Raw genomic sequence first — 24,594 nt, 5'->3', positions numbered from 1 at the left:
AAGCAAATGACATGACAACTGTTCAGATTGTTACAACACTTGCTACCATTGGCTCCACAGCGGTGAAAGCGTTTTGATTACTTGTTTATAACGCTTATATTTTTGATCATATATTTTCCTTTTTTTAAGATTTGGTTCATAGGTTTTTATAACTTTGGAAAACACTTCTGCAGCGTCTTCCAAATCGGCAAAAACATCTACTGAAACTCCTGCACACATAGCTGCACCCTTTGTACCTAGCTCCGTACTACTTGATATCTCTATAGGCAGCTGGATAATATCAGCAAACATTTGTGACCATATTTCAGATTTTGTTACCCCTCCAGCCATCCTGATCGCTAAAGGCATTTCGGAACGTAGTTCAAGCAGTTTTTCTATGTGCATTCTATGAGAAAATACAACACCTTCATACACAGCACGTATCATATGAGCTTTGGAATGGCGTCCGTCAATTCCTATAAAACAGCTTTTTGCGTCAGCATCGGCATTAGTGCCATAAAGAAAAGGCAAAAAAACTATTTCGCTATCTTCAGGCTCGGTCGATCTCAACAGATTCTCCGCAGCTTCATAATAAAGTTCTTTTTCTTTCCCCTTTTCAAAAAAAGCTTTCAAAAACCACTCCAAATTATTTGCTGAAGTCATACTGCCATCTGTAATCATATAGTAATCTTCAATACAATAAACAGAAGTCAGCAAAAGACCTTTTGCAAATAAAGGCCTACGTGAAATAAATTCATTAATGCTCCATGTTCCTGCTACAAGGCACAACCTGCTTTCATCTGTAATACCGGTTGCAATGGCACAAGCAGTAATATCAATCATGCCTCCTGCAACCGGTGTTCCTTCAGATAAACCAGTTTCTAAAGCAGCTTTTGAATTAACATGCCCCGTAATCTGACAAGACTGTTTGAGTACAGGAAGAATACTGCGGCAATCAGATATTCCCATTTCTGCAAGAATATAATCGTCATAATTTTGGGTTTCCTGATTTAGCAGGCTTGAAGCAGACATATTCGTTATTTCTGCACTAACTTCTCCAGTAAGGCAATATCGCAAATAATCAATACAGCCAAGTGCCCAAGCCACTTTTTTCAAATTTTCAGGCTCATTATCATTCAACCACGCAAGCAAAGGCGCCATCTGTCCTGGATAGAGAGTTTGCATAGTTTTAGCAGCAATACGGTCGCAAACACCATTTTTCTCAAATCGTGCCACATAATTTTTGGCACGCATATCAGTTGAGTATATGCCTTTTCCCAAAGCCTTGCCGTCTTTATCAACAAGATATATACCATTACCATGACCTGCAACAGATATACCTATAATCTCAGAAGACTTAACTCCGGACTTTGAAATGATGTCTTTTATAACCTGACAATTAATCGCCCAGAGTTGGTTCAAATCCCGCTCAACTTCACCATTCAAACCCAGTATAGAAGGCATCTCAGAACTTGACAGTGCTACAACATTTCCCGACAAATCATAAAGACCTGCTTTTACCATTGTGCCGCCATTGTCAATTCCCAGCAAAAATGACATAATCTTTCCTCTCGCTGCAGTTTTAGTTGTTTTTGCAATTATAATTGCAAATCAATTGCTCCGGTTTTAATCAATTTTCTGATCAAGCACTCTGATTTGCTTTTCTTTAGGAATAGTTTTAAAAATACAATCGTTGGCATATGCACGTTCTGGCAAAGCACATAAAATATGTACTTTTTCACAACCATAAGGAAAACCAGCCTGATGCCATACGCCTGGCCGTGTAACTACCATCGTACCCTTTGGAATCAGAAACACTTCCATTTCATCCCATGGCTCACAATCTTCTTGACAAGCAGGTGCAACATGCATCAAATAATCGCCATCCAGGCATATTATCGCTTCACATGTATGATTGTGATATTCAGCACTATCTATTATCCACTCTTCCTTTGCACAGACAACACAAGCAGAATATGAAACACTATTAGCATTACCAAGATATTGCTGAACCATATCACGATAAAACTCAACCGGAGGTTCACCAAATTTAATGCCGGCAGGTTTCATAATACCTGCATAGTCTCCATATTTCGCAAAAGCTTCTTTAGTCAAGGTTCGGTATCCTACGCTTTTCATAATATACCCTTTCAGAATGATTCTTCAAGAACTTTACGTACATCGTCTGCACTAATAGGAGCAGCAGGATCAAGATCACAACCTCCACCCATATAACTTATGGTTCCCTCAATAATTTTGTCAAAATCTGTACGTTTTACGCCTTGCTGCGATAACGGAATATTCATTCCTATATCACTGATAAACTGACTGACAGCTTCAACACTTTGTTCTGCAGTCCATTCCTGCGGTGTCACTTCATGCCCAGATAGCCATGCACCAATGTTTTTATATTTTTGCGGACTGAATTTCATACTGTGGCGCATTGTACTTGGTGTCATTGCTGCCAAAGTTAATCCGTGAACAGTATTACAGACACCACCTACTGCATGTCCTATAGCATGACACATAGTTATAACAGCAATCGCAATGGAATAACCCGACAAAGTATCTGCTAACGCCATCATTTCTCTTGCTTCTAAATCTCCACCATCTGCCATTGCACGTTTAAGATATTGTCCTACCAGTTTAATCGATTTTTCGCAATACAGCTCTGAAAAGGGTGTTGCATCTTTGCTTGTATAAGCTTCTATTGCATGTGCCAAAACATCGAAACCTGTAGCAGCAGTCAATTCACGTGGCAAAGAAATCATAAGTTCCGGATCTACAATAGCAACTTTAGCATAAAGCAGCTCTGAACCCGCACCAGGTTTTTCATTTGTCTCAGGATTTGTTATTACCGAATAAGAAGATATATGACTGCCTGTTCCAGAAGTAGTAGTAACAGCTATGGTTGGCAATGCAGCATAAATATCTTTTTCACCCATCCAATACGGCCAGATATCATTCCCTTGAGAAACTGCTACAGCAATACACTTTGCCGCATCAATGGCACTTCCTCCACCAAGACCGATTACAACATCACAATCATTTTCTCTGGCAAAATCAGCACCGGCCTGAGCCTCTTCCACATGTGGATTAGGTGAAATATTGTCATAAGCTGCACTCTGGACTCCTTCGGCAGCAAGAATGCTTTGAATTCTATCAACCAGACCAGATTGTTTGAAAAACGATCCCGTTGTGACAATCAGAGCTTTTTTACCATAATTTTTTGTATGAGCACCAATAGCATCTAACTTCCCTCTACCAAAAACCACTTTTACGGGAACAAAGTTTTCAAAATTTAACATATAATTCTCTCCTCTCTTTCAATTGACTTTTAAAGCACGGCAATTTTTCTGGCTTCAAGAATTCTCGCAAGCAAAAATTCTCTGGCTTTTTTTACTTCAGCAATATAACTTAAATCATCATCTGACCACATTTCTACAACCAATGGGCCTTTATACTGCATTTCCATCAGTAATATAAAAAAAGAATCAAAATCTACTATTCCTTCACCGAAAGCAACCCGGCGAAACTCGTTTTCACGAGTATCTTTAACATGTATTGCTACAATATGATCTTTCCCTGCCAGAAAATCTTCTCGAATATTTACTTTTCTGGAAGAAAGATTTCCTATATCAGGATAAACATTCAACCAAGGTGAATTTATCCGATTGATATGCGTCATAATATTGGTAATTGAACCCATAAACTCTGTATCCATAGTTTCAATGGCCAACATAACACTATTTCTCGCAGCAATTTCAATACATTCCTGCAGAGATTCTTCAAAAATCTTTTTTGTTATCTGATCAGATTCATTGTAAAACTCATCGTATCCCGCCAGCTGCACTGTACGTATTCCTATACCAACAGAAAGCATGATCGCTCCCTTGATTATTTCAATACCTTTTTTTCTTATTTCCAGAGACTTGCTGCCAATCGGATAACGACGGTTACCACTCAAACACATTGAAACAACAGGCACCCCTGTTTTTTTAATCGCCTGGGATATTTCCTTGATTTGTTTTTCCAAATCAAAAACTCTATTTAGCTTTTCTGGAGTTTCGTCAACGCTCATTTCAACAAAATCATAACCAGCATATTTTGCAATCGAAAGCTTTTCTTCCCATGTAAAATATTTAGGCAAAGCTTTTTCATAGAGCCCAATTAAGTTAATATCTTTCACAAAGACACCTCATCTTGACTATATATGCATGCCTCATATTAATTTGTTTATTTTTTAAGATTATGCATTTTCCTTACGTCTAACCAGCAGATGATTCAAGGTTACCGCCAAAATCAAAACTACACTTTTAGCAAAAGTCTGATAATAAGGCTGTATTACAGTCATCAAGCCGGTGGTCATACACATTATGATCAGGGCACCTACAATTGTTTTTATAACAGAACCTTCACCGCCGGTAAAAGCCGTACCACCAAGAAGCACCGCAATAATGCAGTCTGTTTCCATGCCATCTCCAGATAACGGATCACCCAGAGACATATAACTTGCCCTTGCAACACCTGCCATAGAAGCCAGAACTCCCACAATCATATATAATATCCAAATCATTTTTTTGGCATTTATTCCGGACAATTCAGCCGCCGTTCTGTTTCCTCCAATAGCTGCAGAATATTTACCAATAACTGTTTTATGCTGCAAAATCATCAAAATCGCGATAACCAAAAGAGCAACATAAAAGGCAGCAGGCAGTCCCAGGAATACATTTTGACGTCCATAATCGTTTATCCATGCAGGCATGCGCAAATCATCACCGCTTTTTATAGCTGAAACTCCTCTGGGAACAATCATAAGCGCTATTCCCTTGTAGAGATTTAAATTGACCAAAGTTGCAATTACCGGCGTGATTCTAAGCTTAACTACAAGAAAACCATTAATATATCCCAAAATCAAACCAAGTATAAAGGTAGCAGCAAAAGCAAGAATAAAAGGAACACCTCTGATGGCAAGCCAGGAATAAACCACAGCACTTAAACTCATTGCACTGCCAACAGAAAGATCAATATGTCCTGAAATCATTAATAATGTGAAGCCGCCACTAAGAGTTATTATGGGTATAGACATTCGAAGCAGATTAATAATACTGTCAGGACTTAGAAAATGTCCTCGTCCAAACATCTGCACCTGATCTAGTTTCATTAAAGAAAACACCACTACGATCAAAAACAGTAAAACATAAATATAAAAGTCTTTTGCTATATTTCTCCAGTTTTTAGACGAACTTTGTTTTTTCATTGGTTCAGCCATTTTCTTTACTCCTTGTGCATTTCTGGCATCGCTAAAGTTTACTGACGACATCAGCCTTTTCTCCTGTCAAGTGCAAATCGTTGCGCCAAAATAGCCAGAAAGGTTACTACACCTTTGATAATGAACTGCATATCAGGCGGGAAAAGCAGACCTGTGGCAACGGAAGTAACCACAGCAAGAATAAGTGCACCTACAACAGTACCGATTACAGAACCAAAGCCACCATTAATACTGGTTCCACCCAGCAAAGTTATAACAAGTGCATCAAACTCATTCCCTGTTGCACGATTAGACATACCTGCTTTGTATTCTGATGCAAGAAGAATTCCCGTAACACCAGATAAAAAAGCACTGGTCAGGTACAAAGCAGTTACATGTTTAGCAACTTTTATACCAGAAAGCTTTGCCGCTTCAGCATTAGCTCCTATCAGATAGGTTCTACGTCCAAAAACAGTCTTTTTCTCAACAAATATAGCAATTATTACAAATGCCACCATGATCAATACTGAAATTTTTATTGATGTTCCAGGTATTGAAGCATTACCAATCACACCATAAACAGGGGGCAAACTTGTATTTCTTTGTGCGCCCAAAGTAACGATTTGTGCTATACCTCGAGCCAAGGACATCGTTCCAAGGGTGATAATTATTGATGCCACTTTTAGTTTGGCAATAAAAAATGCATTAATAGCTCCAATTGCAAGAGAACAGATAAGTGCCAAAACAACAGCTACACCATAAGGCAGTCCCAGTCCGGTCGATAAAGGCATCGCCCCGTCTGAATACTGGCAAAAATAGACCGACAGCACTCCTGTCATAGCAATATTACCGCCAACAGACATATCAAAATTACCTGTGGTCAGCAAAAAAGTGACACCTATTCCAATTAAGATTATGAACCAATAGTTGGTTATCAGATTAATAATGATACGCAGAGAAAAGAAATTCGGCACAAATACCGATGCTACACTAAATAAAACCACTAAAACTATAAACATAAATAGATTTATAAAGCTTTCATTGCTAATCTTATCTTTGATGACATTTTGAGAGGATTGATTCGCCACTTTATTCTCCTCCTGTTACAATATGAAGAATCGTTTCATTATCAATATCACTGCTGTTTTTCAAGTTGGCTCTCATATAGCCATCGAACAGAAGATATATGCTGTCACACATATTCATAATTTCCGGCAGTTCTGATGAAAAAATCATTATTGATTTGCCTTGCTTGGATAATTGCCGAATAATACTATATATTTCACTTTTAGCTCCAACATCGACACCTCGCGTAGGTTCATCCAGCATCAACAGATCCGCATCTGCAAATAAACATTTTGAAAATACTACCTTTTGCTGATTCCCACCAGAAAGTTTGGAAACTTCTTTCTCCGTTCCACTGGTGCCAATATTGAGCTGTCCAACATATTCCTGCGCAACTTTACGTTCTTTTGCAGAATTAATAATTCCACTTTTGGATATTTTTTTCATATTCATTACCGGAACATTATTTCTGATTGTCAATATTGTAAACAATCCCTGAGAGCGCCTTTCTTCAGGAACTAATGCAATGCCTGCTTCAATGGCATTGCTAGGTGAGCAAATTAATCTTTCATTCTTAAATATAATCTCACCATCACATGAATCAGCTCCATAAATCGCTCTGGCAAGTTCCGTTTTGCCAGCACCAACTAAACCATAGAAACCAACAATTTCACCTTTTTTCACACTAAACGAAATATCTTTAAGTTTATGATTTGTTAGATTTTTTACTTCTAATATATTCTCTTTAGTTTCTTCTTCAGGAGGTGTATAGGACTCAAATACAGTTTTTCCTATCATTAGCTTTATCAACTCTGAACGATCTTTAATTGAAGAAACAGGTAAAGTATCTATATGGCGTCCGTCGCGCATAACCGTCACATTATCTCCAAGAGCAAAAATTTCATCAAGTCGATGTGATATGTATATAACAGTAACATTCTTTTCACGCAAGCAACGGATTATTTGAAAAAGCCGGTTAATCTCAGATTCAGATATCGCGGCTGTAGGCTCATCCATAATAATGATATCGGCATCACTGGCAACTGCCCGAGCAATCTCAACAATTTGCTTTTGAGCAACACTAAGCTCGGCAACCGATTCTTTAGGATTAATAGATGGTTCTAAGCTATATAGTACGTCAATAACTTTTTTTATCTTATCTGTTTTTCTAAGAAAGCCAAAACGAGTGTCTTCTGCTCCCAATGTAAGATTTTCTTCAACTGTAAGCTGATCAACAACATTAAGCTCTTGAAAGAGTGTGCTGATGCCTTTATTTTTTGCCTCTTTAGGGCTGCTAGCACAATAATTTTTGCCATTCAGCAAAACTACACCATCTGTCCTTGCAACCGCACCAGTCAATATTTTTATCAAAGTAGACTTACCTGCCCCATTCTCTCCAACAAGGCAGTGCACAGTATTACGCTGTATATTGAAACTAACATCATTAACAGCCCGAACACCAGGATAGTCTTTAACCAAATTTCTTATTTCCAAAACATTATCACTCATAAATTTGCCACCAGAAATTTTCTGTTATTTTATAGCAGGAGAAGTCTAAACTTCTCCCGCCATAAAACTCTAGTTAATAAGAAGTTATAGGAAGTTTTCTACTATTTTACTCTAAATTTGTACCAAACTGCTCATTTAACCATTTTACCGCATCAGCACGATCCATTGTCCAATATGATATATTATATGCCTTGGCAAAAGTTTCAACTTCTGTTTCTCCTACCTGATCAAGCTCTCCGTTGCGAATTGCAAAAAGATTATCAATTCTTGCTCTGCCTGTTTCGATAGGGGGAAGACCCATTGAAAGTTTAAGAGAACTGTTGGGATCATAAACATCTGTCATTTCCACTTCATCAAAGTCTACACTGCAGACGATTTCTGTAATAGGTGTGCCATTATCAAATTTACCTCTACCAGCTTCTCTCAAAGCTGCCATTGTACCAACTGTAAGATTTGAAGCTTCTGAATAAATCAGGTTGACCTCAGGATTTGTAACAACCAAGTCAGCAATAATTTGTTTAGCAGCATCAGCACCACCACTGGCATCTAAACAGCCGAGATCCGTTGCATCTGGATCTACAGATAATACACCTTCAACAAAAGGATCTGTACGCCCAGATTTAACTTCTGTATGGTTAGGCCAGCCAAGCTGAACCATAACTATTGGTTTATCAGGGAAAGTTTCTTTCCACTGTGTAGCCATTTCAACACCCATCGCATAGGAAATACCAGCTTCATCACTACGAACAACAGGTATACCTGTGCCAGGGAAGGGGCCAAAGAAAGAAGCCATTGTTACACCAGCATCCAAAGCTGCCATAATACCAGGAATAGCAGACTCATCATCCCATACATGTAAAGTCGCCATATCCATACCCTGTGCCAGTATCTGATCAACATTTTGTGTCATAATATTACCATCAGACTGACCATCAAATGCAAACACTTCCGCACCGTATTTTTCCATTGCATACTCTTTCGCAGCAGCAAACTGAGCCTGATGGAAAACATTACTCAGATCGGAGACGAAAAAAGCAATTTTAAGCGATTCTTCAACTGTTTCTGTTGTCTCTTCCGATGTATTTTCACCATCGGTAGCCGCTGCAGTAGTTGTCTCTGGAGCCTTTGTTGTTTCTGTTTGCGATTCCTGGCAGCCAACGATCATACCGAGGCTGACAATTAACGCTAACACAAGCAAAATGGATAGTGTCTTCTTCATTGTTTTTCCTCCTTGTTTTTTGCTTTGAAGCTTGTTTTTTTAACAAGTGATTAAATGGGAATTCACATTTTTGACAATTGTCTTGGAATTTGTAAAATGCGTTGTGATCAATCTAACATATGTTTTGACGTTTGTCAACACATATGTTGTGCACTTTATCGCAACTATCCCGCCTATATATTGAACTTCTTAATCAAAACGACAAAAAAGTCATCTCTGAAGCTTTTACCACTTTCAAACCAGAGATGACTTTTGTATTGAATTTTAATCTTCGAATCAGTTTTTAATTAATATTTACTGATTTAAGTTTGAACCTGCTAACCTGATTTTTAAGCAGTCCAGCCTGACTGGATAATTCCTCACTTGCAGCTGCACTTTGCTCAGCAGTTGCAGAATTAGATTGGACAACCCGCGAAACCTGCTGTACACCCTCGTTAATTTGGACTATAGCAGATGCCTGTTCATTTGAGGCAGACGAAATTGATGAAACAAGATCGGCTGCTGCAGTAATATCATCTACTATTAGCTCAAGAGCTTTTGCTGTAGTATCTGCTAATGCCGAGCCTTGTTCGACCGAACCAATTGAACTTTCAATAAGCTCCGTTGTCTCTTTTGCGGCCTGCGCACTGCGCATAGCAAGATTTCTTACTTCTTCTGCTACTACGGCAAACCCTTTGCCTTGCTGTCCTGCACGAGCAGCCTCGACAGCAGCATTAAGTGCCAGAATATTTGTCTGGAAAGCAATATCATCAATAACTTTTATGATCTTGGAAATATTATTCGATGAAGTTGCGATTTCTCTCATCGAACCAAGCATTTGCTGCATTTGACTATTTCCACTCTCAGCATTATCTTTTGCTTTAAAAGCAAGTTTATTAGCCTGATCAGCATTAGAAGCATTCTCCCTTGTTTGATTGGATATCTGAGTAATCGAAGCAGCCAATTCCTCTATCGAACTAGCCTGTTCTGTTGTACCTTGTGATAAGGAGGTACTTCCTTCTGAGACCTGCCCTGCCCCTGCAGCAACCTGATCAGCCGCATTATTGAAGTCAAACAGCATATTGTTAAAAGAATCAAGTATGAGGTTGAGAGCATCTTTTATCGCCTGGAAATCTCCAGGGAACTCACGTTCAATTTCAATTTGCATATTAGCATTTGCCATTTCTGTCAGAACATAAGAAAGATCTTTTATGCAGGCAGAAAATTCATCTATTGTATTATTAACGGATGTTTTTATCAAAGCATGGTCACCAAGATATTCCCCATTTACACGAATTTGCAGATTACCACGTGACATTTCGCTAAGAACCACAGACGCTTCTTGAACCGGCTTGATTGCAGCATCTAATGTACCATTTATACCTTTAACTATTTCAGCAAAAGCACCTTGATGTCTGGTTTCATCTGCCCTGGTTGACAATCTTCCAGCCAAAGCAGCCTCTGAGAGAATACCTGTATCCTCTATCAAACTATTAACAGCATCAATACAAATATTTAGATTGTCTTTAATTGTATTGAAATCACCATTGTAATCAGCAGTTATTTTTTCTGGTATATCTCCTTTAGATATGCGGTCTACATATTCTGCTGCAACATTTAACGGCTGGATAACTGAATCAAGAGTTTTATTAACCCCGGCAATAATAGTTTTAAAATCTCCGCCATGCTTGGAAGCATCAGCGCGTATCGACAACTCGCCTTTAATGGCAGCATTTGCAAGCATTCCTGCGTCACTGACCATACTTCTTATCGCTCTGATCATTTCTCTAAGAGCGGGTGTGATTTCATCTTCAGGACCAAGGTCTGTAAGCTCCATACTTACTTTTCCTTCAGAAATAAGTTTCATATTGTGGACGATTTTATTTTGCAAATCATCGGCAAATTGATCCATTGCAAAAGCCATTTTGCCGACTTCATCTCTGCTTTTACTATTGATACGCAAAGAAAGCTTGCCTTGGCTCATTTCTCTGATCATTACAAGTGCCTTTTTAACAGGATTGGCAATAGATCTGGAAATTACAAATCCAAGCACAAGTGCCAGGAGCACTCCACCGACCAGAAGTATCATAGCGATTCTTGCTGTATTTTGAGCAATATCCGCATTACTGTTAACTGTATCTGTTGCAGCAGCAACCTTTAAACCCAGCATAGTTCTATAATTTTCTTCTATTCCTGAACTTAAAGTCTGCTCCCTGCTTCTAAGAAGATTAACAGCCGTTTCCGTATCACCCACTCTAGCATGTTTTGTAATCAATTCCACAAAAACCATGTATTCATCAAATTGCTCTTTCATCTCTGCAGTCATTTCCCGACCAGCATCGGAAAACAAAGTAGTATAATAGCTATCCAGATTAGTTCTGTATTCTTCTGCATATTGCTCTATTGTTGCACTGTGTTGATCAATTTCTTCAGCAGACTCCGCAAGCACAATCGATTTTATAGAAGCACGTACTATCTGGAAAGACTCAGCAATCAATACCATTTCACCTAGTGGAACTGTCATGGTTTCATACATTTTATAATCAAGCTCTTTCACATGATTAATTCCTGATAATCCCACCGCACCAATAATACCTGCGATCAGCGCAACTATAACAAATGCACTAATCAACTTTGTGCCAATTCTAAGATTTCTTATCCAATTCATTCCAGTGCCTCCCATCCACAATCATCAACAATTTAATAAAAAAATTATTAAATTAACAAAAAAAAGATCCAAGGATGATTATAGAAAAGAACTCTGACAAAACTCTGACAAAAAGCATAATTTGTTTCTTATTGAAACTGCTTTTATTATAATTTTTAAACAACAATTATCGTTTTTGATTTTACAAAAGCATTTTAGACATTAAACAGGTTTTACTTTCGAATTTGCTTAATAAAATTCAGAAAAATCTTCAAAACTAAGATCAACTTCTCCATAAGCAGCAGCTAATTTCTTAAGATATCCTCTCATAGTTATCTTATCATTTTTTATATAAGCAGCAGATATTAAATATCTGAGAGCCTCGACATATTTATGCTCCTGTTCAACTTGATAAGAGTGAACCCATGACCAACCTTCACTACTTAGCAAAGGCTCTTTATAAAGTTGAACAGCCTTTACAAAGCTCTGTTCGATCTGTTCCGGCGAATACTGACCAGAATTGAGCATAGCCTTTTTTGCCATTACAAAAGCAGCTTCAAATTCAATTAAATCCACCTTGCAGCAATTGGTAATCATCCTATAATTATTATCTGCATACTCTATTTTCATGTGAGAGCGTCCAAAAACAGAAATATTTTTTCTCAACTGATAAATTGCAGTCTGCAGATTCACCAAAGCTTTACTCTCAGTTAACTCAGACCACAAAAATTCACATATCTGATATTTACTGACCGGTTTACCCATATGCACAAGAAGGTAAGCAAAAAGCTCCGCAGATTTGCTGCGCTTCCAACGCAAAACTTCATCACCTGCAAATACGGTTAAACCTCCAAAAAGTTTAATAACCGGCTGCTGGTTTTCTGCTTTAACTTTATTTTTTGCTGATTCTATACCTCTTAATTCTTTTTTTTGTTGCAACTCGCAAAAAACTTTATTCAAAAGCCTGTGCAACCGATCCTTTTTCACCGGTTTAAGAAGATAATCTACCGCACCAACTTCATAAGCCTCCGTAGCGTAATTGTTATACCCTGTAGTAAAAGCAACTTGTAATTCATTTTGCTTATCCCGCAAAATGCGCGCCAGTTCTATACCCGACATTCCAGGCATCTTGATATCTATAAGTGCTAAATCAAAAATCTGCTTATCTGCCGCTGCTGCTGCATCTTTGGGATTATCAAATGAAAAAACTCTCGTTTCACAGACAGAAAAGTCTGATACCTTATATATCAGACTCTCAAGATTTAGCAGTTCATCCTCAACTATCATTATTCTCATTATCAACCCCAATTAATCTTCTAATCGAAACAGAGCTGCAGAAGGTTTCGATTCTCATATGAATACTAAGCATTCACACAATTAATTATACGGGGTATACTCCTTTGGTACAATGAAAAATATTGCAACAAATTTATTCAAGTATGATTCACTAGTATTTTGCCTTTTCTTATAGGAAAACTAAGCAATTTGAGGCATTATAAATTTATTAAAATCGCCTAGCAAGAATTACTAATGCTTGTTTTTTTAAAAAACAAATTTTATTTTTATTAAATGACACCAAAACCCGCATCTCGAAACCGTTTTAGATAAAATTTAAGCCACCAAATTTTTATAAATAAATTGTCATAAATTAACTTTATTATCAATATTGTTTCTCTAAACCTTTTATTTAGCAACCAAACTCAATACAGTTTAACCATTAATAAACTTTTAACGAAAGTGTTTCGTGATATTTATTTGGATTATTTATCAAGACACTAAGACATAAATGTTTAAAATGCATCACTAGAGCATTCATTTATATGTTAAAAGTACAAAAATTAGGCAAATTACGAAATATCATTGCGAAAATGTCTACCTCCTAATACAATACAAACAAAAGAAACCGTTTTAGTAAAAATATTATCAAGGAAAATGTCAAGGAAAATGCAACTAGAGGAGGGGATAAAGATGCTGTTTTCTAAAATATCTGCGCCTAAATATTATCAATCTGTTTTTTCATGTATAAAAAGATTTAAAAATTGATTTCCTTGAATAAACATAACAACAATCAGGCAAATTTTATTCTTTTTTCATAATCACAACAACCAATCAACTATAACTTGATAAAAGCCTCTTATATTTTTTATTTATTAGCAAACTAAGTTGCTTAGATATTTTATAAGTCTGAACTTTGAACCGCTTTGGAAGACACTTGTTGCAGAGCCTGTTTTTTAGCGTTTAATATAACTATATTAAGCAACCCAGCATATACAACCTGATTGTTTAGATATTTTTTGCCATACATTCTAAAAGACTTTGGCAAATTTTCTTTCTATTTTTTACCAAAGACAACGGAGAAGCGTAAAGCTGATCCTTTATATAGAGCAGCCATGCTCCGATAACTATCAGAGCATTAAAATCAAAGGAGAAATTTATGACTACTAAACAGAGATTTTTAGCATTACTGCTTACTCTCATGATGTGCATTACTTTAATACCAGCAATTCCTATTATTGCCGAAACCAATCCTAGTTTGACCATCGAAAACATTGATGATCAAACTCTAAGAATTATTCAAGCATCGGATAATCCAAAAAGTGTTAATTGGGGAGCCGAACCAATTGTGCTTACGATAAGGCTTATCGGCGAAGATTATGCAGATGTTGATTTTACATTAGAAATTGAAGATCCAACGCTTATTAATGGATCTTTCAGTGGTCTGAACGGCAATGTTTTAACATTAGTTTCTTATGGCGAAACAGGTCATACTAACGTAACAGTCACAGCAAAGAAAGGGACAGCCACCACCTCTCGAACTTTCAAAGTTACCGTGAACCTATACGAAGACACAGGAGAATACGACTGGGGCAATTTAAAAATTCCTGGCGGCGGTGCAGTTTGTGGATATATATTCCATCCTACCCAGCCTAACATACTTTATGCTCAAACCGACGTAGGCGGAGCCCATAGATTCAATTTTGAAACAAAATCATGGGAAGATATGACACAGTGGATAACACCCAGCACTCAAGGAGTCGGACAGTCGAGAGGACTTGGTATTGATCCCACTCCAGGTCGCGAAAACTGGGTATATTTATCCTATGGTTCAACAGGTCGTTTGTTAGTTTCAAAAGATCGTGGCGATACTTGGATCAATAGCGGAGACATCGGCATCAGCATGGGAGGAAACTCTGGCAATCTCCGTGGTCTTGGTGGCGACAATATTGTTGTAATACCTAATTTAAAGGACGGAGCCCAAGCTGGATCTAAAAATCCCGCGGATTATGATGCTCCCACCATATATGCAGTCTCCAACGGTGGTATAAGATTATCTAACGATGATGCTGCAACATGGACAAATATCAACTCAAACTTTGGTGGTTCTACTCAATACACATTTGTTGCATATGATCAAAACAATACCAATCTACAAGTTGTTGGATCTGCTCGCAATGCAACAACAAGCGTAGATCACGGGACAGTATACTTCACATCCGATGGCGGCAATACATGGTCAGCTTTGCCAGGAGAACCTGTTCGCAGATCAAGCGGAAGTTTTTATTTCCCCTGTAAAGCAGCTTTTACACAGCCTCATAATCAGGAAGGTGATCGCTATCTTTTTGTTACATATAATGACTCAGGCAGCAACACTGCAGGCGTCAATGATGGGAATGGAGCAGACGGCTGTGTTTTCCGATGGGAAATTGATATCGAAGGGAATATAATAGGCGATGGAGTTAATGTAACTCCAACCATGATTTATGAAACTCCAGTTAAAAGTGTTGCTGCAAGCGGCACCCAAAATAGAATGGCTGGTGTTGGAATGGCCGGCCTCAGTGTAGATCCGAATATTCCCGGAGCCTTGGTGGTAAGCACCCATAATACAGATCCTTATCATGTTGACACCAGAAGAAATCAGAGAGGCATGGAGGCAATTTTCCGTTCACTCGATTATGGAGAAACATGGTTCCCTATTTTGTGCGGCTACAACATGTTCGGCGATTTGCGTTGGGGAGACCTAGCACCCTATGCAGCTCCAGCCGTTAATGGAGAATTCAACACAAACAGATGGGAAAATCCTAACTCGGATGCAGCCGCTACTCAGATAGCTTCAGAATACTGGTGGGAACCATGGACATTTTTACATTGGAGCTTTGGCCCCAAAATAAATCCACACGATTCAGATATGTTGATGCTTAATTCGGGACTTGGTACGTATGTAACCTACAACCTAACTGCTATAGATAACATTGCCAAAATCCATGGAAATGCAGTGCCTAATGCCAGAAAACAGGCAAATCTTTCCATTGAAGATGCAAGCAGCAAATTATTCACAACAACAGACGGAAGAATTGACACAAATAGAAGAACAAGTTCATACCCCGCATTCAGAATCAAAACAGCAGATTTCCCTACTGGAATTTCTGTAGAACAATCAGTCAAATGGGAAACCGCTCCAGATCTTTTTATGACTGTACAAAAAGCCTCTGGAATGTTTAGTCCTCCATCAGGCAAAAACATCGTCCTTACAAACACTTGGGATTATCCCGGTTGGGCATTCCAAAGTCTTGATCATTTACCTTGGAATGGTTGGAGCTACGCACAATGGATTGATCCTAAATGGAATCACCTATTTGATGGAACAGACAGCACCATAAACTGGCAGGAATACACAAATAATATCGACCCTAAATACCTTCCTGCCAAACCTGACGACGGAAAGAATTACACAATATATGCACCAACCAATCGTGGTATTTCTGGGGATAATACAGATTACCCTGATGCCAATCCAGACATAATTATTTCAACAGCCCGCACCGATTGGCACTTTAACGCCAAGGGCGGCCCCATAATAAGTTTCGACGGCGGTATGATTTGGCATAATGTACCTGACGGCTGGGTTCCAAATCTTGAAGGATCTCAACAAAATCCTCCAGGATATGCTTTGCTTGGTGTCGGAAACGGAATGCCAACTGTAGATCGACAGAATAATCCATCTACAGCCTTGCAAACTCTCGTTGAAACACTAAAAGGGAATAACAGCGCCGGCGGAACCGCCTGTGGCTGGGTAACAATTGGAGCAGATGCAAAAACTTTATTCTGGGGTATAGCAACAAACAGATATGACAGATTAGTAATGACAAAAGCAACCAACCCTATGGGACTTGGACAAGACTGGTTTTATCCCATAATTTGGGCAAACTCTGAAGGAACAACCGAAATAGCCAATAATACAGGTATAAAAATTGTTTCAGACCGAGTAGATCCCGATGTTTTTTATGCTTTTGGACCCTCAACACTATATGCAAGTAGAGATGGCGGCTTAAATTTCTATCCTGTAACTATAACATACGAGGACGAAATTACTTTACCTATGAGCGGTCTAAATACAGTACAAAATGCCGGTCGTCAAATACGAGGAGAAGTAGGTAATTTTGGAGTTATTTGGATTGACGGAAATGGTTTGTTCAAGCTCGAATACGACAAACTTACTAACGAAGCCAAATCAACACAGGTTATAAAGACGGACATTAACTCTGAACAATTTGGTATGACAGGTTCAAACGGGCGTGCTGGTTTAGGTTTAGGACAAACAATTGACGGTATAATTAACACTAACGGCGCACTTTATGCTCATGGTAGAACTTCACCTGTAAACGGCGACAAAAACACCGGCTATGGTGTATATCGCTCATTAGATGGCGGAAGCACCTGGACCAAAATTTCTGAAAGTTTCTTAAATATAGCAGGCAATATAGAGCCAACAGGTACAGTTGAAGATCCTTATGACAACAGAACCCTAGCCTACTCAGATGTAAGAAGTGTAACTGGTGATCCACGAATATTCGGACGCGTATATCTTTCACAAGGAAACGTTGCAGGCGGAGCTCGTTACGGAGATATGATAGTAAATCTACTCGAAAGCGGCGATACAATTGCATCTCTTTTCTTCAATGATCATGAAGGAAATTTGTTGTATAGCACACGTCTGAATATAGGCACAAAAGCAACAACAATTGACGCTCCAGAAAAGTCAGGATTTGTTTTTGACGGTTGGTATACATCTCTAGAAGGCGGTGTAAAATTTAATTTTAATACTCCTCTTGAATCGAACACTGTTCTATACGCAAGGTATTCTACACCAACCAAACCTACCACAAAGCCTACGACTGAAGCAACAACCAAGCCTACGACTGAACCAACTACTAAGCCTACTTCTAAACCAACTCTCGAACCAACTACTAAACCAATCACAGAATCTACCAAGCAAGTCACCGAATCAATAGCCCCAACGACGAAGTCTACCATTGAACAAATCAACCAGGAAACGATACAGCCAACACAAATCATCGGTGACTCTGAACAAGCTCTAAACGTTGATTTAGAAGAAGGAGCAAACGCAGTAGCCAAAGCAGATGCGGGCGCATTTAATGAATCAATAAGGATAAAAATCAGACCTATTAGCAAAACTAGTGAAGAAGGCATTGCTGCTTTGGAGAAACTTAGCGGAAGCATCAATGGAATAGAAGAGATTGCATTATTTAACATAGAGGCAATCACGGCAGCCGGCGGAAGCGTACAACCTAATGCCGACAAAACAGTAACAATCACAATGCCTATACCTGCCGGATTTAACCCTGACAGAATTGCTGTTGCACATATAAAATCAGACGGAACAGTCGAAATACTTAAATCAACAGTAAAAGACGGTATGATAAGTTTCACAACGGATAGTTTCTCTGTATTTGCAATAATGCAGATGGCCGAAAACCAAAAGGTGGAAATATCCAAAACCGGCGAAACCAGTGATGATTCAACAAAAGTCTATCTCTTTGTGTTAATGTCCTTATTGTTACTTGCAGGTGGATTTAGAATCTATGTGCATAGCAAAAACAAAAAATTAATTTCCGAATGTGCAAACCTTCACATAGGAGAAACAAATACGACTGACGATAGCGATTCAGTATAAAATCATCACTTTACTCACTCACTCCATAAAATTTTGATCAATATATAAAAAGACGAGGTTCGCGAAGTAAAATTCGAGAGCCTCATCTTTTTTATTTCTGGAGCAGGGATAGTTTCAAGCCTGTAATCAAGCGGACCATGGTAACGTACCGATTGCATTGTTCGAGGTATATTATTAGCTTTTTCGATTTTACTTCTCCATTAAATTGTTTTATTAAACAGGAATTCCAAAAAAACATACTAGAGAAAACAGCATTTTTTTCCTCCAATTAATGCAAATTACGAAATTCATGAGGAGTATAACCTACTCGTGCCTTAAAGACGGAAATAAAATGACTAGTGGTAGGTATTCCTATCAAAATACCTACATCCCGTACGGACAAATCAGGGCTATTCAATAATATTTCTTTTGCCATTTTTATCCGATAGTCTGTTAAATATTCATGCGTTGTGGTTTTAAGATATTTTTGAAACAGACGTGATAAATACTGAGGAGTTACATAAACCTTATCAGCAAGCTGCTGCACAGTTATATTATCGCCATAATCGGCACTGATTTCGGCCAATACAGGTTCAACGTATTTTTTATACTTATGCTGAGAATTAGACTTTTTTAGTGTTTGTGATCTACTTATTCCAAGCCAAAACTTATAACATTCAACCGATATTTGCTCAGGATCATAAATATTTTTCTGAAATTTGTATATTATTTTGTCTATCCAGTCCGATACTGAAAAGCTGTCGCTATTTTCCGCAAGCAGATAAGGTTTTTGACCAGAAAACAAATCAAGTTGATTTTGCAAGGTACCACAAAAGGACACAAAAGACGTCTGCCATTCCTCTGCAATCGGTTCATATCTATGTGGAATATGGGGTGACAGCATAATTCCACATCCTTGTTTCAAAATTATTGATCTACCACCTACATATATTACGCCTTCACCACGTTCAGTTTGCAGCCAGTGATAATATGGAAATCCAGCATCTCTACTGACAGTGCTCTGATACCAGTTATTTCCTATGCTATAAATATAAATAGGCAAATTCATTCGATCCGAAGTAAAAAAAATAGGCATATGTCACCCCTGCTTAAAGACTGTTTCGATTTATGGTATTTTTAGTTATTCTTATTGTACATCACTGGTCAACTATCTTCTATAATAAGCACTGCAGACAATAAAAAAAACATATCAAAGCACACACCAAATCAGTTCTATGTATTTTCAGAATTAATTTATTTTGCAGTTTGGTAGTTTTAACAAGATAAATTATCGGAGGTTATTTAAATGAAAAAATTTTTTGACAGGATTCTGTATGGTGGCGATTACAACCCTAATCAGTGGCCGCGCAATATATGGCAGGAAGATATGCTTTTATTTGAGAAGGCGGGCATTAACAGTGCTACAATCAACGTTTTTTCTTGGGCAAAATTGCAACCTTCAGAGGAAGTTTACGACTTTGCCGAGCTGGACGAAATCATTGCTATGCTTAGCAGTAAAAATTATGATATTGTTCTTGCAACTGCTACAGCAGCTTTACCAGCATGGTTAGTAGCAAAATATCCAGAAACAACACGTACAGATTATGAAGGCCGCCATCACAAATTCGGCCAACGTCATAATGCCTGTCCTAATAGTCTGGTTTATCAAAAATATGCCGGCCGTTTGGCGGCTAAACTTGCAGAACGCTATGGTGATAATCCTTCTATCAGATGCTGGCATGTTAATAATGAGTATAGCGGCGAATGCTTTTGCGAAAATTGCGAACTGGCATTTCGTGTCTGGCTGCAAAATAAATATAAAACTCTTGACGCTGTTAATCAGGCCTGGAACACCGAATTCTGGGGGCATACTTTTTACACCTGGGAGGAAATTGTTTTGCCAAACGCTCTTAGTGAAGGCATCGAAACAGATAAAACTGCTTTTTCAGGAATATCCATAGATTATCGCCGCTTCATGTCAGACAGTATGCTTGATAATTTCAAAATGGAACGCGATGCGATCAGATGTTTCGACCAAAAAACACCTATCACTACAAACATGATGGGCACTTATAAGTGGCTGGATTATTTTAGTTGGGCAAAAGAGATCGACATTATTTCCTGGGATAACTATCCTGCATACGATACTCCCTGGAGTTATGTAGCAATGTGTCATGACCTTATGCGCGGCTTAAAAGATCAACCGTTCATGCTCATGGAGCAAACTCCCAGCCAGCAAAACTGGCAGCCCTATAATTCACTCAAAAAACCTGGTCAGATGCGTGCACAAAGTTACCAGACAATCGCCCACGGCGCAGATACGATTCAATTTTTCCAGTTGCGCCGCTCTGTTGGCGCCTGTGAAAAATTCCACGGTGCTGTTATAGCGCATGCTGGCACTGAGAATGCAAGAGTATTTCGTGAAGTCAGTCAGTTGGGCAAAGAACTTACGGCTTTGGGAGATCAGATAATCGGCACAAAAAACCAGGCGAAAGTCGGTTTGATTTTTGATTGGGAAAATTACTGGGCACTTGAATATACAAGCGGCCCCAATACAGATTTGAAATATCTAGAACAGATTCATCAATACTATAAATATTTCTACGAGCGCAATATAGCAGTAGACATGATACCCATAAATGCAGATTTCTCCAAATACAAATTAGTCGCAGCGCCCGTGCTCTATATGGTAAAAGAAAGAGTCGGAGAAGCGCTTGAGGAATACGTAGACAATGGCGGCACACTTATCACCGGTTTTATGAGCGGCATCGTAGACCAGTCAGATAATGTCCACCTCGGAGGGTACCCCGGACCTTTGAGAAAACTTGCAGGCATATGGGTGGAAGAAATCGATGCGCTGGCACCTGAAACCTTTAACCAGATAAAATTTGCAGACGGAAAAGAATACAAATGCAATCTTTTATGCGATATTATACATTTGGAAAAAGCTGAAATGATAGCAGAGTATACCAGCGATTTCTACAAAGGCACACCTGCAATAACAAAAAACAAATTCGGCAAAGGTACGGTTTACTACATCGGCACGCAACCAGAAACATCAGCCCTGGCAAAAGCATTGTCTCTAGCAGCTGAAACATCGACTGTTAATCCTATAATATCTGAACATACCAAACTTGAAATTACCTGCCGAATTGCAGAAGACAAACGTTATTATTTTATAATCAACTTAAGCGGAGAAAACCAAAATCTACCTGACATATTTGAAGGTCAGGAAGATATACTCAGCGGCAAAAACTTAACTTCAAAAACTGTACTTGCACCTTTTGATACTTATATAATAAAAGAACATTAAGAACATCGAAGAAGGTGTGGAGAGCGAGCTCCCACACCTCCACAATTATCTAATATCATTAAAACTGATATTGTAGCACTAGCCTTAATAATGGCAAAACCACTTTGCAAAACAATCACCTCTGCGCCTGGAATGATCCTTTAATAATAACTGCATCCATACTGCCATACATTATTCCTTGCCCTACTGTTCCTTCGAATTTCATACTCTCTCCATCTACGCTTATAACAATTTTAATTTTCTCATCATCATAACTTAGTGTACCTTCCCAAATTTCATCAGTCGGCTCAACAAAATCGCGGTTCGTAGCTAGCTGCATAAGTATTATCTCAACCGGATCACCTTCTTTTCCCGATTCTGGCGGGAAAACTTCCATAACACAATTGACTACCGTACCCCGCAAAGTAACTTCTAATTCATTAGGGTCTAAATCCAACTCAAACAACTGGACAATAAAACCACCTATTATTCGCGCAATCTGAGTCAGAAAACCGTCAAGCATATCAGATTCTTCTATGGTATAGTCAAGATACCAAGTGCCAAAAAGATCCATTACTTCAACCGAAGTTTGATCCACAGCCATTAACTCATCAGTTTCCTCATCCTTCAAAGTTACAGACAGCACCACATGGTCAGAAGAATCATAAGTATATTGCACAGTCGGCTCATTTGTCACAATCAGATCCTTGCCATCACCAAAATCCCACACATAAACCGGTTCATCAGGCTCATCCTTTACCTTTGCCGAAAATTCTATTTCCTGCCCTGCTATAGTTTTATAACGATCTTCTGTAAGAGAAATTTCTGCCTCCTGATCAAAAACTACTTTTACCCGATAAAAATCAGAATAAGCATGCTTATTATCATCATAAAAATGTTCTATTTTAAATCCATAATGAGCAATGCCGGGTTCTAGCTCTATAGTCTGTATATAATCACCACCGGAAGAGCTAATATTGGAACTGACGTAAGTCCAATGAATATACTCAACATCTTCAAACAAGGTATAAATCATCTCGGCATCACCAGTATTAGTCATACGAAAAACTAATTTACCACGGTTTTTTTCGCCTGCTTTTTCAGTATCCTCGCTGCTAAGCTCCAAATGCTCACCAAGTGCAGTCCAAGTTTCCTCACCAGAATCAGGATCTACGGCGCTTAAGTACTCTATAAAATAATCAGGAAAATAGTCAGAACCGACTTCTCCTTTAACCATTTTCTGATAATGTTTTTCCAAGCTACTATAGTTAATCAAAGATGTTTTTGCCAAATACCTGATCCTTGTATAGAAAAACAACCCGTTTGCTTCGATTTGTGCCGCATTGTCACCAGAACCATATGGTTCAAAATTACCTTCTTCCGTAAAAGAAATAAAACGATCTGCTTTGCCCGGAAAATTGGGATCAGCCACATACAATTTGCCATTTTCTATGCGATAAGCAACTATAGCATGTGCATAATCATTAACTACTCCGTGCTCATCTTCCCCACTACCAGCCACATAAACAAATTGCGGCTCACCACTAAGATGCATCGAAAAAGCAAAAGCAGCCAAAGAATAGCGGTCACTGGCATCTCCAATATAAATTTGCCAGTTCAAAACTCCTGTATCCCAGACTAATTCAGCTTGTGCAACTGAAGAATAACGATATCCCCAGGAATCATCAAACTGAAAATCCGGTGTCGATATGCCATAATTGTTATTGTCATAACGACCATACAAACGAGGCTGACTTTTTGCCCGATGCTGCTCTGTATAATAATACATCGAAGTCAAGGCCTGACCAGCACAATGTCCATCAGGCGCAACATAAGAACCATAATTAGTAAACTGCCAGTCATCAAGGCCTGGACGATATTGCGTATCCACATTCATATCTAAAAGCGTCTGAATATCCATTGCAGCAATTAAAACATCTGAAAAATGGTGTGTAACCAAGGTAATACTATCGCTGGTTAGTTCTGAAAAAGGTATCCCTTCCAGATCACCAGTTTTGCGATCATAATAAAAGCCCATCGCAAACTGCCCTTCCTCCAGCTCAATCGGAATCGTAAGCAGCATTGGCTCCGCCGAGAAATCATGACCATTATCTATACTGATAAGCGGTGATAAAATCTCAACATCACTTCCAAGCTTATGACGCTCAACCGGCCGAGAAGATATTTTGAACCGGCGCTCATCATCATAAGCACCTCCGGGAATTTCCAAAGTCATCCCTGACAGATCACCGCCATTTTTGTCTATTACAATAGTTCCACCACGCTTACCTATAGATTCACTAGTTAGAGCTTGACTACGTCCTACCCTTACACGATCACTCTTTCTGGTAAAAACTATTGCAGCAATCGCAACGGCAATCACCAGCACAAATACAAGAAAAGAGATTAAACAACCATGCTTTTTCCTGCGTTTGGGAGGAGGTGCACCAGCACCTGAGAAACCTGAAGCATTATAAGACGCTGCATTTGCAGGTTGCAGCGCAGCACCATGAACAGAAGATTGATTATTTTGCCAATAAGGGAGGGCCTGCGACAAAGGAATCCAACGCGAATCACCAGCAAGACAGAACAAATCTTCATTAGTAATTTGATTAGCCAACTGCATTTGCAGTAACTGCCCTTCAGCATATGGACCGTGCGAACTACCCTGCCTACTCAGATACCATTGATTCATTTAAAA

Annotated in this window: 14 protein-coding genes; 2 read left to right on the top strand and 12 right to left on the bottom strand. The window is 38.7% G+C overall.

Annotation, left to right across the window (positions count from 1 at the left end; translation table 11 throughout):
* Positions 1-42: 42 nt before the first annotated feature.
* The 10 genes from AC0KSB_RS00765 to AC0KSB_RS00720 all read right to left on the bottom strand — a co-directional run bounded on the left by AC0KSB_RS00765 (position 43) and on the right by AC0KSB_RS00720 (position 12,945).
* Positions 43-1,539 (bottom strand): FGGY-family carbohydrate kinase, encoded by a 1,497-nt coding sequence (locus tag AC0KSB_RS00765; RefSeq protein WP_472305758.1) that lies wholly within the window; start codon positions 1,537-1,539, stop codon positions 43-45.
* A gap of 66 nt (positions 1,540-1,605) precedes the next feature.
* A complete protein-coding gene (locus tag AC0KSB_RS00760) occupies positions 1,606-2,118 on the bottom strand; it encodes an ureidoglycolate lyase (RefSeq protein WP_472305757.1) in 513 nt (170 codons plus the stop codon).
* Between the two features lie 11 nt (positions 2,119-2,129).
* Positions 2,130-3,287, bottom strand: a complete 1,158-nt coding sequence (locus tag AC0KSB_RS00755) for an iron-containing alcohol dehydrogenase (protein ID WP_472305756.1) — start codon at positions 3,285-3,287, stop codon at positions 2,130-2,132.
* 29 nt (positions 3,288-3,316) lie between these two features.
* Positions 3,317-4,168 carry an L-ribulose-5-phosphate 3-epimerase gene (locus AC0KSB_RS00750; protein ID WP_472305755.1) on the bottom strand — a complete coding sequence of 284 codons (852 nt, stop codon included), beginning with the start codon at positions 4,166-4,168 and terminating at the stop codon, positions 3,317-3,319.
* Positions 4,169-4,228: 60 nt separating this feature from the next.
* Complete coding sequence (locus AC0KSB_RS00745) at positions 4,229-5,302, bottom strand: ABC transporter permease (protein ID WP_472305754.1); 1,074 nt, start codon at positions 5,300-5,302, stop codon at positions 4,229-4,231.
* The gene (locus tag AC0KSB_RS00740) at positions 5,302-6,318 is read right to left on the bottom strand and encodes an ABC transporter permease (RefSeq protein ID WP_472305753.1); all 1,017 of its coding nucleotides are present in this window, start codon (positions 6,316-6,318) and stop codon (positions 5,302-5,304) included. The genes AC0KSB_RS00745 and AC0KSB_RS00740 overlap by 1 nt, the downstream gene beginning before the upstream one ends.
* A gap of 1 nt (position 6,319) precedes the next feature.
* The gene (locus AC0KSB_RS00735; protein ID WP_472305752.1) at positions 6,320-7,804 is read right to left on the bottom strand and encodes a sugar ABC transporter ATP-binding protein; all 1,485 of its coding nucleotides are present in this window, start codon (positions 7,802-7,804) and stop codon (positions 6,320-6,322) included.
* A gap of 106 nt (positions 7,805-7,910) precedes the next feature.
* Positions 7,911-9,023 carry a substrate-binding domain-containing protein gene (locus AC0KSB_RS00730; RefSeq protein ID WP_472305751.1) on the bottom strand — a complete coding sequence of 371 codons (1,113 nt, stop codon included), beginning with the start codon at positions 9,021-9,023 and terminating at the stop codon, positions 7,911-7,913.
* 283 nt (positions 9,024-9,306) lie between these two features.
* Positions 9,307-11,670 carry a methyl-accepting chemotaxis protein gene (locus AC0KSB_RS00725; protein ID WP_472305750.1) on the bottom strand — a complete coding sequence of 788 codons (2,364 nt, stop codon included), beginning with the start codon at positions 11,668-11,670 and terminating at the stop codon, positions 9,307-9,309.
* Positions 11,671-11,898: 228 nt separating this feature from the next.
* Complete coding sequence (locus AC0KSB_RS00720; protein ID WP_472305749.1) at positions 11,899-12,945, bottom strand: response regulator; 1,047 nt, start codon at positions 12,943-12,945, stop codon at positions 11,899-11,901.
* Between the two features lie 1,138 nt (positions 12,946-14,083).
* Between AC0KSB_RS00720 and AC0KSB_RS00715 the strand changes: the two genes are divergently transcribed.
* Positions 14,084-18,622, top strand: a complete 4,539-nt coding sequence (locus AC0KSB_RS00715) for an InlB B-repeat-containing protein (protein WP_472305748.1) — start codon at positions 14,084-14,086, stop codon at positions 18,620-18,622.
* 268 nt (positions 18,623-18,890) lie between these two features.
* Here the strand turns inward: AC0KSB_RS00715 and AC0KSB_RS00710 are convergent, their stop codons facing one another.
* Positions 18,891-19,697 (bottom strand): AraC family transcriptional regulator, encoded by an 807-nt coding sequence (locus tag AC0KSB_RS00710; RefSeq protein ID WP_472305747.1) that lies wholly within the window; start codon positions 19,695-19,697, stop codon positions 18,891-18,893.
* Between the two features lie 210 nt (positions 19,698-19,907).
* Here AC0KSB_RS00710 and AC0KSB_RS00705 point away from each other — a divergent pair, with 210 nt between their 5' ends.
* Positions 19,908-21,914, top strand: a complete 2,007-nt coding sequence (locus AC0KSB_RS00705; RefSeq protein ID WP_472305746.1) for a beta-galactosidase — start codon at positions 19,908-19,910, stop codon at positions 21,912-21,914.
* A 115-nt stretch (positions 21,915-22,029) separates the two neighbouring features.
* Here the strand turns inward: AC0KSB_RS00705 and AC0KSB_RS00700 are convergent, their stop codons facing one another.
* Entirely contained in the window at positions 22,030-24,588 is a 2,559-nt protein-coding gene (locus tag AC0KSB_RS00700; RefSeq protein ID WP_472305745.1) for a GYF domain-containing protein, read from the bottom strand.
* Positions 24,589-24,594: the final 6 nt, after the last annotated feature.

The sequence above is a fragment of the Ercella succinigenes genome (assembly GCF_900002895.1).
The sequence above is the reverse complement of the archived record's forward strand: the minus strand, read 5'-3'. Positions and strand labels throughout refer to the sequence as shown.

Bases quoted from the DNA above. Each gene is read 5' to 3' on its own strand.
- AC0KSB_RS00765 (WP_472305758.1), bottom strand. From the start codon at position 1,539: ATGTCATTTTTGCTGGGAATTGACAATGGCGGCACAATGGTAAAAGCA.
- AC0KSB_RS00760 (WP_472305757.1), bottom strand. From the start codon at position 2,118: ATGAAAAGCGTAGGATACCGAACCTTGACTAAAGAAGCTTTTGCGAAA.
- AC0KSB_RS00755 (WP_472305756.1), bottom strand. From the start codon at position 3,287: ATGTTAAATTTTGAAAACTTTGTTCCCGTAAAAGTGGTTTTTGGTAGA.
- AC0KSB_RS00745 (WP_472305754.1), bottom strand. From the start codon at position 5,302: ATGTCGTCAGTAAACTTTAGCGATGCCAGAAATGCACAAGGAGTAAAG.
- AC0KSB_RS00735 (WP_472305752.1), bottom strand. From the start codon at position 7,804: ATGAGTGATAATGTTTTGGAAATAAGAAATTTGGTTAAAGACTATCCT.
- AC0KSB_RS00730 (WP_472305751.1), bottom strand. From the start codon at position 9,023: ATGAAGAAGACACTATCCATTTTGCTTGTGTTAGCGTTAATTGTCAGC.
- AC0KSB_RS00725 (WP_472305750.1), bottom strand. From the start codon at position 11,670: ATGAATTGGATAAGAAATCTTAGAATTGGCACAAAGTTGATTAGTGCA.
- AC0KSB_RS00720 (WP_472305749.1), bottom strand. From the start codon at position 12,945: ATGAGAATAATGATAGTTGAGGATGAACTGCTAAATCTTGAGAGTCTG.
- AC0KSB_RS00715 (WP_472305748.1), top strand. From the start codon at position 14,084: ATGACTACTAAACAGAGATTTTTAGCATTACTGCTTACTCTCATGATG.
- AC0KSB_RS00710 (WP_472305747.1), bottom strand. From the start codon at position 19,697: ATGCCTATTTTTTTTACTTCGGATCGAATGAATTTGCCTATTTATATT.
- AC0KSB_RS00705 (WP_472305746.1), top strand. From the start codon at position 19,908: ATGAAAAAATTTTTTGACAGGATTCTGTATGGTGGCGATTACAACCCT.
- AC0KSB_RS00700 (WP_472305745.1), bottom strand. From the start codon at position 24,588: ATGAATCAATGGTATCTGAGTAGGCAGGGTAGTTCGCACGGTCCATAT.